Genomic DNA, 14,912 nt, shown 5'->3' with positions numbered 1-14,912 from the left:
TTTCATGGAATAAAGAGCATCAAAATCAGACCCAGGATGGCGGCTAAAGCAGCGCTGAAATAAAAAGCGCCTTCCAGGCCCCACAGTCCAAATGAAAGGCCGGCAATGATCGGCCCTACTGTTTGGCCCAGCCTGAGAACCGTGCCGTTGATCGACATGAAAATGGCCCTGAATTGAGCGGGGGCCAGCCCGGCTAAGAGCGTTTGAATGCTGGGGATGTTTGTGCCCTGAGCCATGCCAAAGAGAATGGTGGCCAATAGAAAAAAAGGCAGGCTGGTTACATTGGGGATGATCAGCAAAGAGAGGGTGTACAGAATGTAACTGGCTTTGATGAGCGTCTTTTCTGAAAACAAGCTGGTCAGCCGTCCCAGATGGTAAGAGGTGAGCGCCGTGGTGGCCGACATGGAGGACATGATTAAGCCAATGGTAAAGGAACTGATTTTAAACTTATGATCGAGCAACAGAGGGAAGTAAGTTAAATAGGCCCCATAGAGAATGATAAAGGTCACCATACTGGCCAGGTAAAGGCTGGTTACCTCGCGGTTAGCCATGGCTTTTAAGCTAAGCCGTAAATAATTTTTTAAGCCCGGCGTGCGTTTAAATGGCGGCGTTTCCAGAAAAAACAAAACGAAAAAAGCTACGGGCAGGGCAAAGATCGGTAGTAAAAAGGGATAGTGCCAGCCTGAGAGGGCCAGCGCTCCTCCTATGGTCGGGTAGCTGGCTGTACCGATACTCAACACACTGGCATTGTAACCCATGGCTGCGGCGCGTTGCCGACCTTTGAACAAATCTCCGATTAAGGTGACATTTAAGGCGCCCAGGGCCGCCGCCCCGATGCCCTGTAAAAAACGGGCCGCCAGCAGGGCCTCGAAGCTCTGTAAAAAGGCGCAACCAGAGCCTGCGATTCCGAATAGCATGAGAGACGGGATTAAAATTTTCTTACGCCCGTAACGATCTGCCAGCAAACCCAGTAGCGGAGTGAGGAAAATGCCGGGCAGAGTAAAAAAAGTGATCAGCAACCCGATTTGTCCGGGAGCAATGTGCAGCGCCTGAGCCATGACCGGAAAGGCCGGCGTAATGCTGGAAACGCCCAGCACGGCCATCAGAGTCACGGCAAAAATAATGTGCAAATTGCGGTTTTTTAAACAGGAACTCGGAAGTTCCCTCTCATCGCTTGTGCTCATTTAACCTCCCGACCTGTCCGTTGTTGGGTCAGGCGGTTCTTTATTTAAGACCTTTTCCGGCGCAACGAACGGACTTGTGCTCATGATTCCATGCTCCGCTGTTATTCCTGTAACTCTTCAAATCCTCCCAATTTTAACGTAAATATGGATATGGCGCCAATCCCGATGAACATGTTCAAAGCCAGGGCGTACCACACATATTCCGGATGGCCCATGGAACGCACAGCGCCATAGAGAGTAGTGAAGATTAAACCGCTTAACAGGCCACCCAGGCCCGTGCTCAGAAAATTAGTGCCCATGTAAAGGCCCGCTTTTTCTTTGGGGGCAATCCAGGTGATGTACTCCTGAATGCGCGGCGAGGCAATCATTTCGCCAATGGCAAACAGGGTAATGCCCAAAAAGACCACCGCAGGCGCTGTGATTTTTGCCAGGCCTAAAGTGATGAAGCCCAGCATGAGCATAAAGAGACCGGTCAAAAAGGTGGGAATGGCCCTGAAATGCTTGACCATTCTGGAAATAAAAATCTGAAAAAACATGATGATGTAACCGGTATGCGAGATGGTTTCGCCCAACAATTTTCTGGAACCATCGGCCGTTTCGTGCGAGAAAAAATTGGCAAAGGAACTGCCAAAGATAGCTTTAAAATTGAGATAGAGACGGGCGGTGTCCAGATTAAGATCGATGTACATGGCGCACAGATTAAAAAAAGCCCAAAAGGGAGACCAGAAGAAGATGCCCAACAGAATCAGAAAGAGCAGAAATTTGCGATCGGAAAGGACCAGGGCCATCTCTTTGAATTTTTGTTTTAACGTAACGCCTTCAATCTGGCGTTGGGGTTCTTTGTAAAAAAACAGGGTAATAAAGAACATGAGACCAATGGCCAGGGCAGCGGCCATAAAGGCGTAATTCCAGGAAATGGCCCGTAATTTACCGGCCACAATCGGACCAAAAGAAGCGCCAACATTGACCATGGCGTAGAAAATGCCAAAGCCCAGCGTTTTGTTACTGGAATCCGTAACGGCACGTACGGTGCCAGAGATAAGCGGTTTGAAAATTCCGGCGGCAAAACCGATGCTGAGCATGGTTAGAGCGATGCCGGAAAAAGTGCGCGTCAAAATCAAAAGTAAAATAGAGGGCAGGTAAGCCAGGTAAGAAATCAGAAGCACTTTCTTAAAACCAAAACGGTCGGCAAAGGTACCGGAAATAATGGGAATGGTGTACGAGAGCACCAGAAATAAGCTTTGCACAAAACCTAATTGTGCCTTGGTGTACCCTAAATATTCCAGGTAAATGCCAAAGCCCATGTAAATGCCGTAATAGGCAAAGCGTTCCAGCACTTCAATGGAATTGGCAATCCAGAAAACCGCGGGGAAAGGGGTACGTTTATTCCTGGCCATTTTTCCTCCAAATAGATTGGTACTAAAGGCTACACATACTTATCTTGTTCGTCACGTTATTTTTTAGGAATCTTAATTCAACAGTGCGCTTTTGATCTTAAAATAATAAGAATAAGCATTTTGCCTGTTATGTGCAAATGAAAAGGGGCATTAATGGTCTGATTCAGAGACAGAAATGGGGCGATTTAAAAAGCGCCGGCCAGCTGGCAGGCAAAGGCAGATGCGGACAATCAGCGGGAGACAAAATGCCGGGTAATTCGCTTTAAAAAATGTTTGACAAAGATTATGGATTATTATTATATTTGAAACTCGATTGAAACGGGGAGGTTGCGGAGCGGTCAAACGCAGCAGACTGTAAATCTGCCGGCCGAGTGCCTTCGGAGGTTCGAATCCTTCCCTCCCCACAAAAATGGCCCTGATTATCCAATCGGGGCTTTTTTTTTGATGTTTCGGGAAATAGATATTGATTTTATTCGTTTTAGAGTGTAAATTTAAAATTCCATTTTGAGGGGCGGTAGCTCAGTTGGTTAGAGCGCTACGTTGACATCGTAGAGGTCGGGAGTTCAAGTCCCCCCCGTCCCACTGATGAGCCACGGGATTGCCCGTGGTTTCTTTTATCTAAACATCAGAAAGAGGAAATAGATTGAGTTCGATTACCATTACCTTTCCGGATGGAAGTCAGAAGGAATTTAAGGCAGGTATCACGCCCTTGGAGATAGCCGGCCAAATCAGTAACAGTCTGGCCAAAAAGGCTCTGGCGGCTAAATTTAATGATCGCGTGATTGGCTTAAACGAACCTTTGACGGAATCGGGTACATTGCACATATTGACCTTTAATGATAAAGAAGGTCGCGAGGTCTTCTGGCACTCTTCAGCCCATTTAATGGCTCAGGCCATTAAGCGACTATTTCCGGAAGCCCAGTTGGGTATTGGTCCTCCCATCGAAGACGGTTTCTATTACGACATTGATCTGGATCGGCCCATTACTCCGGAAGATTTTCCGCTTATCGAACAGGAGATGGCTAAAATTGTGGATGAGAATTTGCCCACCGTGCGCAAAGTGATGAAAGCCGACGAAGCCATCGATTTTTTTAAGAAGATCAATGAAAATTTAAAAGTGGAGTTGATCCAGGATATCGATTCGCGGGACGAAGTGATTACGGCTTACAGTCAGGGAGAATTTACCGACTTGTGCCGTGGTCCACATGTGCCTTCCACCAAATATTTGGGCAAGAATTTTAAATTGCTCTCCGTGGCCGGCGCTTACTGGCATGGAGATGAAAAGAATAAAATGCTACAGCGCATTTACGCTACTAACTATCCGGACAAAAAAATGCTTAAGGCCCATTTGCGGCGCATTGAAGAAGCAAAAAAACGGGATCATCGTAAATTGGGCCGCGAGTTGGATCTGTTCTCTATTCAGGATGAAATCGGTAGTGGGCTCATCCTGTGGCATCCAAAAGGGGCTTTGATTCGACACATCATCGAAACCTATTTAAAAGAAGAATTACTGCAAAACGGTTACCAGCTGGTCTCTACCCCCCACATTGCCAAAGAGCATCTGTGGGAGATCAGCGGGCACACCAATTTTTACCGCGAAAACATGTACAGCCCCATGGTGGTGGATGAGGTCGAGTATCAACTCAAACCCATGAATTGTCCCTTTCATATGATGATTTACAAGTCGCGGATTCGTAGCTACCGCGATTTACCCCTGCGTTTTGCCGAGTTGGGAACCGTTTACCGATACGAACGCTCCGGCGTGTTGCATGGTTTGATGCGCGTGCGCGGCTTTACCCAGGATGACGCGCACATCTATTGTCATCCCAATCAGTTGCAGGAAGAGATCATTCGTGTTCTGGATTTGAATGCCAGGGTGTTAAGTAAATTTGGTTTTACCGAGTACGAAGTTTATCTTTCTACGCGTCCGGAAAAGTTTGTGGGCGATGTGCAGAGCTGGGAGCACGCTACCGAAGCGCTGAAGAATGCGCTCGAAGCCAAACAAATTGACTATGAGATTGATCCTGGCGAAGGCGTATTTTACGGCCCTAAAATCGACATTAAAATTAAAGATGTATTAGGGCGGCGCTGGCAATGTTCAACGATTCAGGTGGATTTTAATCTGCCTGAGCGCTTTGATTTAACCTTTGTCGATTCAGATGGCCAGGCCTACCGCCCGATTACCATTCATCGGGCCTTGCTCGGTTCGCTGGAACGCTTTTTTGGAATTCTGATTGAGCATTATGCCGGTTTCTTTCCCTTATGGCTGGCTCCGGTTCAGGTGATCATTTTGCCCATAGCCGATCGCCATTTCGATTATGCGGATCAGGTGGCCGCCACGCTGAGAGAGCAGGGCATTCGCGTCGAAGTCGATAAACGAAATGAAAAAGTCGGATTTAAAATTCGTGAAGCGGAAGTGCAGAAAATTCCCTACATGCTCATTTTAGGGGACAAAGAGGTTGAGCAAAACCGGTTGTCTGTGCGGCACAAAGGGGAAGGCGACTTAGGCGCCATGGGATTCCAGGAATTCCAGGATAGAATCATAAACGAATTAAATCAGTAGTAATAACAAGGAGGGGAAAGCTCATCGCCCATTCGTCACAAAAAAATCGCGTTAATGAAGCCATCACGGCCGAAAAAGTTCGGTTAATCGATGAAGATGGTAAACAGGTTGGCATCGTGCCCTTGAACAAAGCATTGGATTTAGCGCAGGAAAGAGGTCTGGACCTGGTTGAGATTGCGCCCAATGCCGATCCGCCTGTTTGTAAAATTTTAGATTACGGGAAATACATTTACGAACAGAGTAAAAAAGAAAAGTTAAGCAAAAAGAAACAACACACGGTTGTTGTCAAAGAAATTCGCATGCGTCCGAAAACAGAAGATCATGATTTGCAATACAAGTTGAAGCATGCCCGCGAATTTCTGATGAATAAAAACAAGGTGAAATTTACGGTTCATTTCAGAGGACGGGAACTGGCTCACAAAGAATTTGGTGAGCGTTTGTTGGAAAAAATTGAGAATGAACTGAGTGATATCGCCAAGGTAGAAGGAAACAAACAATTCGAAGGTCGTAACATGACCATGGTTATGACACTAAAGTAGAAAGGGGATGATAAAATGCCTAAAATGAAATCAAATCGCGGCGCTGCCAAACGCTTTCGGGTGACCGCCAGTGGAAAGATCAAAAGGCATCATGCGTATCACAGCCATATTTTAACCAAAAAGAGTGCCAAACGGAAACGCAATTTACGTAAAGAAGCATTGATTACCGATGCCGATGCAAAGCGCGTCAAAAAAATGATTCTGGCCTAAGGAAAAATGAAAGGTAGGAGATAGAAATGCCTCGTGCAAAAAACAATGTTGCTGCTCGTAAGAGAAGAAAAAAGATTTTAAAGGCGGCCAAAGGTTATCGGCTGGGTAAAAGCCGTCTGTACAAAACAGCCAAAGACCAGGTTGAAAAAAGCTGGCAATACGCCTATCGCGATCGCAGAGCTAAAAAACGCACTTTCCGCCAGCTCTGGATTGCGCGGATTAACGCCGCCTGCCGTTTGAACGGCATCTCGTATTCCGTTTTTATGCATGGTCTGAAAAAGGCCAATATTGAGTTAGACCGCAAGGTGCTGGCCGACCTGGCCGTGCATGATCCTGAGGGATTTTCGCAGTTGGTTAAACAGGTTACTGCCTGAACAACCATGACACATTTCAAATTTGTTTAAAAGGGAGGTCTGTGTGAAGCCTTCCTTTTTTTATTCATGTAAAGGCGGATTGTACAATGAATGAGATTATTGAAAAGATCAAAGCGGAATTTGCTGAAGCCATCAAAAAGGTGAATAGCCCGGCTGATCTGGAGTCGGTACGCGTTAAGTTTTTGGGACGCAAAGGTCTGGTCTCTTTTTCTTTTGATCGTATTGCCGAATTGCCCAAAGAACAGCGTCCTTTATTCGGCAAAGCCCTGAACGAATTGAAACAGGAGCTGGAAAAACAGTATCAGGCTTTGGTCGAATCCTTCAAAAAAAAGGAAGCGGGCAAAACCAAATTGGATCTCACGCTGCCCGGACGTAAACCGTTCGCCGGTCGTAAACATCCGTTATTAAAGGTGGCCGATGAAATTAAACAGATCTTTACCGGTCTGGGGTTTACGATCGAAGACGGCCCGGAAGTGGAAACCGATTTCTACAATTTTGAAGCCCTGAATATTCCCAAAACGCATCCCGCCCGCGACATGCAGGACACGCTGTACATCACTGATGAAATTTTGCTGCGCACGCACACCTCGCCCGTTCAAATACGCGTCATGCAGCGTCAAAAACCGCCCATTCAAATGATTGCCCCGGGACGCGTTTATCGGCGCGACACGCCAGATGCCAGCCATTCTCCCTTTTTTCATCAGGTAGAGGGTCTGGTGGTGGATGAAGGGATTACTTTCGCCGATCTGAAAGGCGTAATTCAGGCCTTTGCGCATCGCATGTTTGGCCCGGATATTAAAGTGCGGTTCAGACCCAGCTTCTTTCCCTTCACCGAACCCAGCGCCGAGTACGATTTTAGTTGCGTCTTTTGTAGGGGGCAGGGCTGCCGGGTTTGTAAAAATACTGGCTGGATGGAAATTTCCGGCGCGGGCATGGTACACCCCAATGTGTTTAAAGCCGCGGGTGTGGACCCCGAAAAATACACGGGCTACGCCTTTGGCATGGGCATCGACCGCATTGCCATGATCAAATATGCCATTGATGATATTCGCATCTTTTTCGAAAATGACGTACGATTTTTAAACCAATTTTAAGAGATCTGCCATGAAAGTTACCTATCGTTGGCTGAAAGAGTTTGTAGAATTTGAACAGACTCCCGAAGAAATTGCACGGCTTTTAACCGAAGCCGGTCTGGAAGTGGAAGAAGTTGTGCCTCTGGTACAACCATTTAGTGGTGTGGTTGTTGGTCAGGTGACTCACGTGGAAAAACACCCCAATGCCGATAAGTTGTCAGTTTGCCAGGTAAAAACCCGGGATGAAACCTTTCAGGTTATTTGTGGAGCGCCCAATGTGGCTGCCGGACAATTGGTTCCTCTGGCTCTGGTAGGAGCTCAATTACCCAATGGCCTGAAAATAAAAAAAGCCAGAATCCGCGGCGTGGAATCGTACGGAATGATCTGCTCCAGAGAAGAATTGGGCCTGGAACACCATTCCGATGGCATCTGGGCTTTTGAGCGGAAATGGCCCCTGGGACAAAATGTATACGAATTACTAAAAGAAGAACAGGATTGGGTGTTTGATATTGCGGTCACTCCAAACCGCGGAGACTGCTTAAGCGTTTACGGCATTGCGCGGGAAGTCGCAGCCCTGACCGGCCAGCCTTTAAAAGAGCTAAAATACGAACTGAAAGAACAGGGGCCGCAAAATACGGCCGAAATCATTAAAATCGAAATTCACGATAGCGATGGTTGCCCGCGCTATGCCGGACGCGTCATTCGTAACGTAAAAATTGGCCCCAGTCCGGAATGGATGCAACGGCGCCTGGAAGCGGTTGGCTTTAGGCCCATTAATAATATTGTGGATATTACCAATTACGTTCTGGCCGAAATCGGCCACCCTCTGCACGCCTTTGACCTGAATCTGATCGAGGGACATGAAATTCACGTCCGTTCCAGTAAAGCCGGCGATCAATTTGTTACTCTGGATGACAAGGAACGGATTTTGCCGGAAAACACAGTAATGATTTGCGATGCCAAACGCGCTGTAGCCATTGGCGGCATTATGGGCGGTCAGAATTCAGAAGTGAGCGAGTCCACAAGCGACATCTTACTGGAAAGCGCCTATTTTAAGCCCGAACGCATTGCCATGTCTTCAAAGAGACTGGGCCTGAGTACCGATGCTTCTCAACATTTTGAACGCGGCGCAGACCCCGAAAATGTAATCCGCGCCATCAATAACGCAGCCGCTTTAATGGAACAACTGGCCGAAGGGCAGGTAGCCAGTGGCGTGGTTGATGTTTATCCAGATCCACTGCCACAAAAACGCATTCCGTTACAGGTGGCAAAAATCAATCGCCTGCTGGGCACGCAATTCAGCGACGAAGAAATCCGGCAAAAGTTAGAAAGTATTCAATTAAAGGTAGAAAATAACGAGGTAATTGTTCCCACATTTCGTCACGACCTTTCTCTGGTGGAAGACCTGGCCGAGGAAGTAGCCCGACTGATTAATTATGCCAATCTACCGGCCAAACAATACACCACCACATTTTACGAAATGCCGGTGTCGGAGCAGGAAAATCGATTGCAATATTTAAGAACGGAATTGATCGCCCTGGGCTTGCAGGAAATTTTTACGCAGAGCATGGTGCGTCGCTCCGAAGCCCAGCCTTTTACACCGCATCCACCGCTGGCCATTAAAAATCCGGTCAGTGACGACATGGCTGTCATGCGGCCTTCGCTTTTTTCTGGTATGCTGAAAGCGGTTAGCTACAACTTAAACCGCAATAATCGGGATCTGCACTTCTTTGAAATCGGCCGCATTTTTGGGCCTTTTGATGGGACCAACCTCCCTGAGCAACCCTACGCCCTGGCCGTAGTAATGACCGGAAATCGCTACCTCCCGGGCTGGAATGTTTCCGAACAAATAGTTGATTTTTATGATATTAAAGGCTATTTAGAAGCCTTTTTGTCCAAATTATTTCTTGACAACTACCAAATAATTTTATATGATAAAGCAGGTTACATGGAAAAAGATCAGACCGTAGCTGTGACGATTCAGGATGACTTGATCGGTCTCTGTGGGAAATTTACAGAAGAAGTTTGTGAGGTATTCGAGATTGAGCGCGAGGTTTACGGTTTTGAGTTGAATATCGATCTATTGCAGAAACATCTGGTCTTTGAAAAACCGTTTCAGCCCATCCCTAAATTCCCCTATTCCGAGCGGGACGTTTCCTTTTTATTGGATGAGGGAATTTTGGCGGCTGATGTAGTTGCATTTGTACAAAAAAATGGAGGTTCCCTGTTAAAATCGGTAGACATATTTGACGTTTACCAGGGCAAAAATATTCCTGAAGGTAAAAAGAGCCTTGGCTTACGTTTAAGATATCAATCCACAGAAAGAACGTTAAGTGATAAGGAAGTAGATCGCTACTTCCAACAAATAATCGATAAAACAACAAAACATTTTTCGGCAAGTTTGCGGAAATAATCGATGCATTTACAAAATTTTGAAAAATTAAAAGTCAATATTAAAGAACTGATCGAACGGCATCGGGAAATACGTTTTAAAAATTATCAACTGGAACAGGAACTTAATGAGCTAAAGGAAAGAGTACGACTTGCCGAAGATTCCAGACAGGAAGTAAACGTAAAAGAAATTGAAAAACTAAAAGAAGAGAATCAAGCCCTGAAAGCTGAGCGGGACGCATTAAAAGAACGTTTGAAGCGTCTGGTTGCTGAGCTGGAACAAATTGACATCACCTGAATGGTGTTGAGAGAAAAGAAGGAAAAGAATTGATGGCTAATGGCCAGATTCGCGTTAACATTTTTGGATCAGAATACACATTGGTTTCCGACAATGATGAAAATTATGTGCGTGAAATTGCACAATATATTGATCAAAAAATGAGAGAGATTGATAAAACTCAGTCCATTAAATCAACCGTTAAGATCGCCATCTTAACGGCTTTGAATATTGCCGATGAATTGTATCAGGAACGAGCTTATCGGCAAAAACTGTTAAATCAATTAGATGAGGAAGCCAAACAGTTAAACCGTGAACTGGCCGAGTTTGTAGAAGAATAGCCGTTCTTTTCCATAATGCTATTTAGCCCTGTCCTTTATGCGGGACTAAATAGGACCAACACCATCAACACAGGGAACCGCGCTCTGGGCGCTGATTGCAAGCCACGGTCCCGATTAGCTCGGGATGCAGAGGAAGCATGACCCGTCCAGGAGGTGCCCACTGTATTGTAGAAGAGGTTCTATCAATAGTCCGGTAAAGGGCAGGGCTTTTTTATTTGAACAACCCCACTCAGAGGGAAAAAAGGAGGCTAAATGTTGACGGTTGTGTTAATGATTCTGATAGCGCTTATTGCCTTCGGCCTCGGCTGGTTTTTGAATTCATGGATCGGGCAAAACAGCCTAAAAAAGGCTGAATTGCGGGCAAAAGAGATACTGGAATCAGCCCAAGAAGAAGCGGAAAATGAAAAAAAAGAAAAACTCTTAGAAGCCGAAGAAGAGATTTTTCAACAGAAACAACAATTAGAAGATGAGTTCGAAGCCAAACGCAAAACCCTACAACGTCTGGAAAACGAGCTGGCCAATCGGGAAAACAATCTTGACCGCAAAGTCGATTTAATTCATAAAAAAGAACGCGAACTCTTTTTACAGGAGAGAGAGTTAAAAAATCGCGAAAACCAGCTCAATCTAAAACGCGAAAAATTAGATCAACTTCTGGATATCCAGAATAAAAAATTAGAGACCATCGCTGGTCTAACGCGAGAGCAGGCTAAGCAGCTTCTGCTGGACAATCTGTTAGAAAGCGCTCAGAAAGAGGCCTCGGCCACTGTGTACAAAATCATGGAAGATGCCCAGAAAGAGGCGCAGAGCAAAGCCAAAGACATCATTATTTCGGCCATGCAACAATCGGCTTCGGACCATGCCATTGAATCTACCGTGGCTGTGGTGACCCTGCCCAACGATGAAATGAAAGGGCGCATTATTGGTCGCGAAGGCCGCAATATTCGCGCTTTTGAAATCGTTACCGGCATCGATGTCATTGTCGATGACACACCGGAAGCTGTTATTTTAAGCGGCTATGATCCCTACCGTAGAGAATTAGCTCGCCTGACCATGGAAAAACTGGTCAATGATGGCCGCATCCATCCGGGCCGCATTGAAGAAACGTACGAAAAAACCGTACAGGAAATGGATGAATATCTGCGTGAGTTGGGCGAGCAGGCGTTGATTGACGTTGGCCTGCACGGTTTGCATCCGGATTTGATCTACATGCTGGGCAAGCTCCGTTACCGCACCAGTTTTGGGCAAAATGTATTGCAGCACAGTAAGGAGGTGGCTATCATTTCCGGGATCATGGCAGCCGAATTGGGGCTGGATGAACAGCAGGCGCGGCGCGCCGGTCTGCTGCACGATATTGGTCGGGCCGTGGACCGCCGCAATGTAGAGGGCGACCACGCCGAATTGGGTTATGAACTGGCCAAAAAGTATGGTGAAAATCCCGTTGTGCTCAATGCCATTGCCGGGCACCATGGCGGCGTGGAACCCATCTCGCCCATTACCATCCTGGTTCAGATAGCCAACGACATTAGCCGCTCCCGTCCCGGCGCGCGGCGCGAGGTTATTGAAAATTTTGTCAGTCGTATGACCTCCTTCGAAGAGATTGCCATGTCGTTTGAAGGGGTGAAAGCGGCTTACGCCATTCAGGCCGGCAAAGAGGTGCGCGTTATTGTGGATCACGAAAAAGTGGATGATGTGGCCAGTTTCAATCTGGCCAGTGAAATCGCCAAGAAAATTCAAAATGAAACCGATTATCCCGGACAGGTCAAAGTGGTGGTGATCCGGGAATTCAGAGCGCTTGACTTCGCCTGATGCGCCTGGTCGAATAGCGTGGTGTTTTCCAGAAATGTGTGTACGTTTTCTGCCATTTCAGCGTTGAAAGCTAAACTTGCAAATAAATGACCGGGCACTGCGATCATCTAACCTGTAAAAGCAAATTGGAGAACGGACTTTGGACAACGTAAAGCTACTTAAAGGCAAGCCAGTAGCCGAACACATCTACAGCCAGGTAAGCGAAAAGTTAAGTTTTTTAAAAAGTCGCGACGTTTTACCAAAATTAACAGTAATTCTGGTCGGAGAGGATCCGGCCTCCAGGGTTTATGTTTCCCGCAAGGAAAAGACCTGTAAAAAGCTGGGTATGGATTCTGAAACCATCTCCTTACCGGCTTCCATTTCGGAAAGTGAATTGCTGGAACTCATTGGTAAATTGAATCAGGATCGATACACGCACGGCATCCTGGTGCAATTGCCCCTGCCGGATCATATTGACGAACACAAAGTGTTACTGGCTATTGATCCCGATAAGGATGTCGATTGTTTTCATCCACGCAATGTGGGGCTGTTGGTCAGCGGTAAACCTTATGTGTTACCCTGTACGCCGGCCGGTATTGTGGAAATATTGAAATTTTACCAAATTGAAACCGAAGGAAAACACGCCGTCGTAATCGGACGCAGCAATATTGTGGGTAAGCCCATGGCCAATCTTTTGATGCAAAAGGCCAGAGCGGCCAATGCCACGGTTACCGTGGTGCACAGTCGCACCCGCGATCTGGCCCACTTTACGCGTCAGGCCGACATTGTAATTGCAGCTATGGGGCGCGCCGAGTTCGTAACCGCCGATATGCTTAAAGAGGGCGCGGTGATCATCGATGTGGGTATTAACCGCAAAGAGGCAGACAACGAAAAGGGTTATGTGCTGGTGGGCGATGTGGCCTTTGAAGAGGTGTTGCCCAGAGTTTCCGGAATTACGCCCGTGCCGGGTGGGGTAGGCCCCATGACCATTGCCATGCTGATGCACAATACACTGCAGGTGGCGGCCGTGCAGAACAAGATTGATCTTGCGTCTGTCTGACTTTTAAATCACAAATACCTGCAAGTAGGCCCAATGGCCGACTCTTCAGTAAGAGTAAGTTCTTAAAAGTGATGAGTAAGGTTAATTCATGTTGCCTTTTAGCAAATTCGGTTTAGCCAGCTCGGTGGCAAAAGAGCAGAATTATTCCTGGATCAGAACCGTGGAACTAGCCAGCCGTTTTCATTTCCGGCAAATTCAACTCTATTTAAGCCCTACCATGGCCGATGAGGCTCATCTTCAGCTTTTGCTAAAGGCCGCCCGACAGTTTAAAGTGCATCTCCATCTGCCTGCCGATGTCCGCGAAGAGCCCATTCAATCCTTTTTAAAACGCTGTGTACAGGCCATACCTTCTGAACTGTTTCTGGTGCAGCATCAGGCCTCTTTTGAAGAATACCCATGGCTGCCCGTAAAAAACGAATTGCTAACCCTTGCCCTGGAAAACGACGCCCCGCTTGCAAGCCCGGAATCCTTTCTGGATTTTTTTCTTGAACAGAAACAGCGCTATCGGCATGCGCTGCCCGTTCTTGATGTTTCCCGTTCTTTCATGCAGTCGAAAACAGATGCGTCCTTCGCAGAAACAGCCGGAGGATTATTGGATATAATCCAGAAATTGCTGGATGTAAACCAGCCATTCATTTTGCATGCCATTGACCATCCTGCCCATCAAGGACACCGTCCGAACTGGAAACCGCTTTTGGAAGGAGATTTGCCCTGGAGGGAAATTTTCCAAAAGATCGCTTTAGCCCCGAAATTACTAAAGTGTTTGATGTTTGAGTACGAAAATTGGAACATGGTGCAGAAATCGATTGACAATCTGCGACTGAAAAAAATCTGAAACTGTTTAATCAGGACAGCGTTAATTAAGAAAAAAAGCAAAGGTAAGCATGTTGGATTTTTTACCCATTTTATTAGGCGCATTTGTGATTTTATTAATTGTCCAGATCATTGCTCTGGTACGTATTCGTCAGATGATTGTGCGCTTACGCAGCATGCTGAGAATAATTGCACCCATTTTACAACGCCATAGCGACATCCAGAATGCACGAAAAGTGAATATGCGCATCTGTCAATTTTGTAAATTCAGACAAACCTATATTAAAGCCACGCCCCATGGTGAAGGCGATTTTTACTACCTCTGCAAAGTGAAAAACAAAGAAGTAGAGCTGACCGATGGTTGTCCTCACTTCCAGCTGGAAACGGATCTCTAAGTAGGAAGGAATTTGTTTAGCCACAGTGAATGCAAATAGTCGCTAAGATAGTAAAGCGCAATTGGAGCTCGACTCTTCAGTTTTTCAATTAAAAATTAAAAATTACGAATTATGAATTTTTTGTGAAATGTTGCGTTATTTTAGAGGGGTGCAGGCTCATGCCGACATGTCATCCCGATCCCGCTTCAGTGGGAGCACTCTAAATGAAAATTGTAGAAGTTAAACGTTAAACATTTAACGATGCTTGATCTGTATTGTCAACAACTCTCTTTTAGCACCATATGAAACAAATCCCCTCTTTTAAAACCACCGACTGATTTAAAAACTTTGCTTTCCAATTAAACCAATCAACTAAGGCAGCACTACCGCAACCGAAAAACATTTACACAGGAATTTAAGTAACCACAGAGCGCACAGGGAAGTATTTTTAAATTAAAAATTAAAAATTACGAATTACGAATTAATTTGCGAAGGGGCAACTTATGCCCAGGCGGTGAGGAACCGTGCCGG

Annotated in this window: 14 protein-coding genes, 2 tRNA genes and 1 other RNA gene; 15 read left to right on the top strand and 2 right to left on the bottom strand. The window is 46.3% G+C overall.

Features of this window, described 5'->3' with window-relative positions; all coding sequences use genetic code 11:
- Positions 1 to 2: 2 nt before the first annotated feature.
- Positions 3 to 1,184, bottom strand: coding sequence for an MFS transporter (locus tag ACWB0I_RS09965; protein WP_479387912.1), 1,182 nt, complete (start codon positions 1,182 to 1,184; stop codon positions 3 to 5).
- A 101-nt stretch (positions 1,185 to 1,285) separates the two neighbouring features.
- Positions 1,286 to 2,581: an MFS transporter gene (locus ACWB0I_RS09960; RefSeq protein WP_479387911.1), complete on the bottom strand. Its 1,296-nt coding sequence runs from the start codon at positions 2,579 to 2,581 to the stop codon at positions 1,286 to 1,288.
- 320 nt (positions 2,582 to 2,901) lie between these two features.
- Here ACWB0I_RS09960 and ACWB0I_RS09955 point away from each other — a divergent pair.
- From ACWB0I_RS09955 to ACWB0I_RS09885, 15 genes are all read left to right on the top strand, one after another.
- Positions 2,902 to 2,985: transfer RNA gene (locus ACWB0I_RS09955), tRNA-Tyr, on the top strand.
- Positions 2,986 to 3,089: 104 nt separating this feature from the next.
- Positions 3,090 to 3,163 (top strand) — tRNA-Val (locus tag ACWB0I_RS09950).
- A gap of 61 nt (positions 3,164 to 3,224) precedes the next feature.
- The gene (gene thrS / locus ACWB0I_RS09945; protein WP_479387910.1) at positions 3,225 to 5,144 is read left to right on the top strand and encodes a threonine--tRNA ligase; all 1,920 of its coding nucleotides are present in this window, start codon (positions 3,225 to 3,227) and stop codon (positions 5,142 to 5,144) included.
- Complete coding sequence (gene infC / locus ACWB0I_RS09940; RefSeq protein ID WP_479387926.1) at positions 5,132 to 5,683, top strand: translation initiation factor IF-3; 552 nt, start codon at positions 5,132 to 5,134, stop codon at positions 5,681 to 5,683. Before thrS ends, infC begins: the two co-directional genes overlap by 13 nt.
- A gap of 15 nt (positions 5,684 to 5,698) precedes the next feature.
- A complete protein-coding gene (gene rpmI, locus ACWB0I_RS09935; protein WP_479387909.1) occupies positions 5,699 to 5,893 on the top strand; it encodes a 50S ribosomal protein L35 in 195 nt (64 codons plus the stop codon).
- 26 nt (positions 5,894 to 5,919) lie between these two features.
- Positions 5,920 to 6,267 (top strand): 50S ribosomal protein L20, encoded by a 348-nt coding sequence (gene rplT / locus ACWB0I_RS09930; protein ID WP_479387908.1) that lies wholly within the window; start codon positions 5,920 to 5,922, stop codon positions 6,265 to 6,267.
- Between the two features lie 86 nt (positions 6,268 to 6,353).
- Positions 6,354 to 7,361 carry a phenylalanine--tRNA ligase subunit alpha gene (pheS, locus tag ACWB0I_RS09925; protein ID WP_479387907.1) on the top strand — a complete coding sequence of 336 codons (1,008 nt, stop codon included), beginning with the start codon at positions 6,354 to 6,356 and terminating at the stop codon, positions 7,359 to 7,361.
- A gap of 10 nt (positions 7,362 to 7,371) precedes the next feature.
- Positions 7,372 to 9,753 carry a phenylalanine--tRNA ligase subunit beta gene (gene pheT / locus ACWB0I_RS09920; protein WP_479387906.1) on the top strand — a complete coding sequence of 794 codons (2,382 nt, stop codon included), beginning with the start codon at positions 7,372 to 7,374 and terminating at the stop codon, positions 9,751 to 9,753.
- A gap of 3 nt (positions 9,754 to 9,756) precedes the next feature.
- Positions 9,757 to 10,029 carry a cell division protein ZapB gene (zapB, locus tag ACWB0I_RS09915; protein ID WP_479387905.1) on the top strand — a complete coding sequence of 91 codons (273 nt, stop codon included), beginning with the start codon at positions 9,757 to 9,759 and terminating at the stop codon, positions 10,027 to 10,029.
- 32 nt (positions 10,030 to 10,061) lie between these two features.
- Positions 10,062 to 10,349, top strand: coding sequence for a cell division protein ZapA (locus tag ACWB0I_RS09910; protein WP_479387904.1), 288 nt, complete (start codon positions 10,062 to 10,064; stop codon positions 10,347 to 10,349).
- Positions 10,350 to 10,373: 24 nt separating this feature from the next.
- Positions 10,374 to 10,558: non-coding RNA, 6S RNA (gene ssrS, locus ACWB0I_RS09905), on the top strand.
- A gap of 43 nt (positions 10,559 to 10,601) precedes the next feature.
- Positions 10,602 to 12,155 carry a ribonuclease Y gene (rny, locus tag ACWB0I_RS09900; RefSeq protein WP_479387903.1) on the top strand — a complete coding sequence of 518 codons (1,554 nt, stop codon included), beginning with the start codon at positions 10,602 to 10,604 and terminating at the stop codon, positions 12,153 to 12,155.
- Between the two features lie 139 nt (positions 12,156 to 12,294).
- Positions 12,295 to 13,194 (top strand): bifunctional methylenetetrahydrofolate dehydrogenase/methenyltetrahydrofolate cyclohydrolase FolD, encoded by a 900-nt coding sequence (gene folD, locus ACWB0I_RS09895; RefSeq protein ID WP_479387902.1) that lies wholly within the window; start codon positions 12,295 to 12,297, stop codon positions 13,192 to 13,194.
- Positions 13,195 to 13,282: 88 nt separating this feature from the next.
- Positions 13,283 to 14,029: a hypothetical protein gene (locus ACWB0I_RS09890; RefSeq protein ID WP_479387901.1), complete on the top strand. Its 747-nt coding sequence runs from the start codon at positions 13,283 to 13,285 to the stop codon at positions 14,027 to 14,029.
- Between the two features lie 49 nt (positions 14,030 to 14,078).
- The gene (locus ACWB0I_RS09885; protein WP_479387900.1) at positions 14,079 to 14,402 is read left to right on the top strand and encodes a hypothetical protein; all 324 of its coding nucleotides are present in this window, start codon (positions 14,079 to 14,081) and stop codon (positions 14,400 to 14,402) included.
- Positions 14,403 to 14,912 lie beyond the last annotated feature (510 nt).

This window comes from Caldithrix sp. (assembly GCF_056497305.1).
This window is presented reverse-complemented; position numbering and strand designations above follow the sequence as displayed.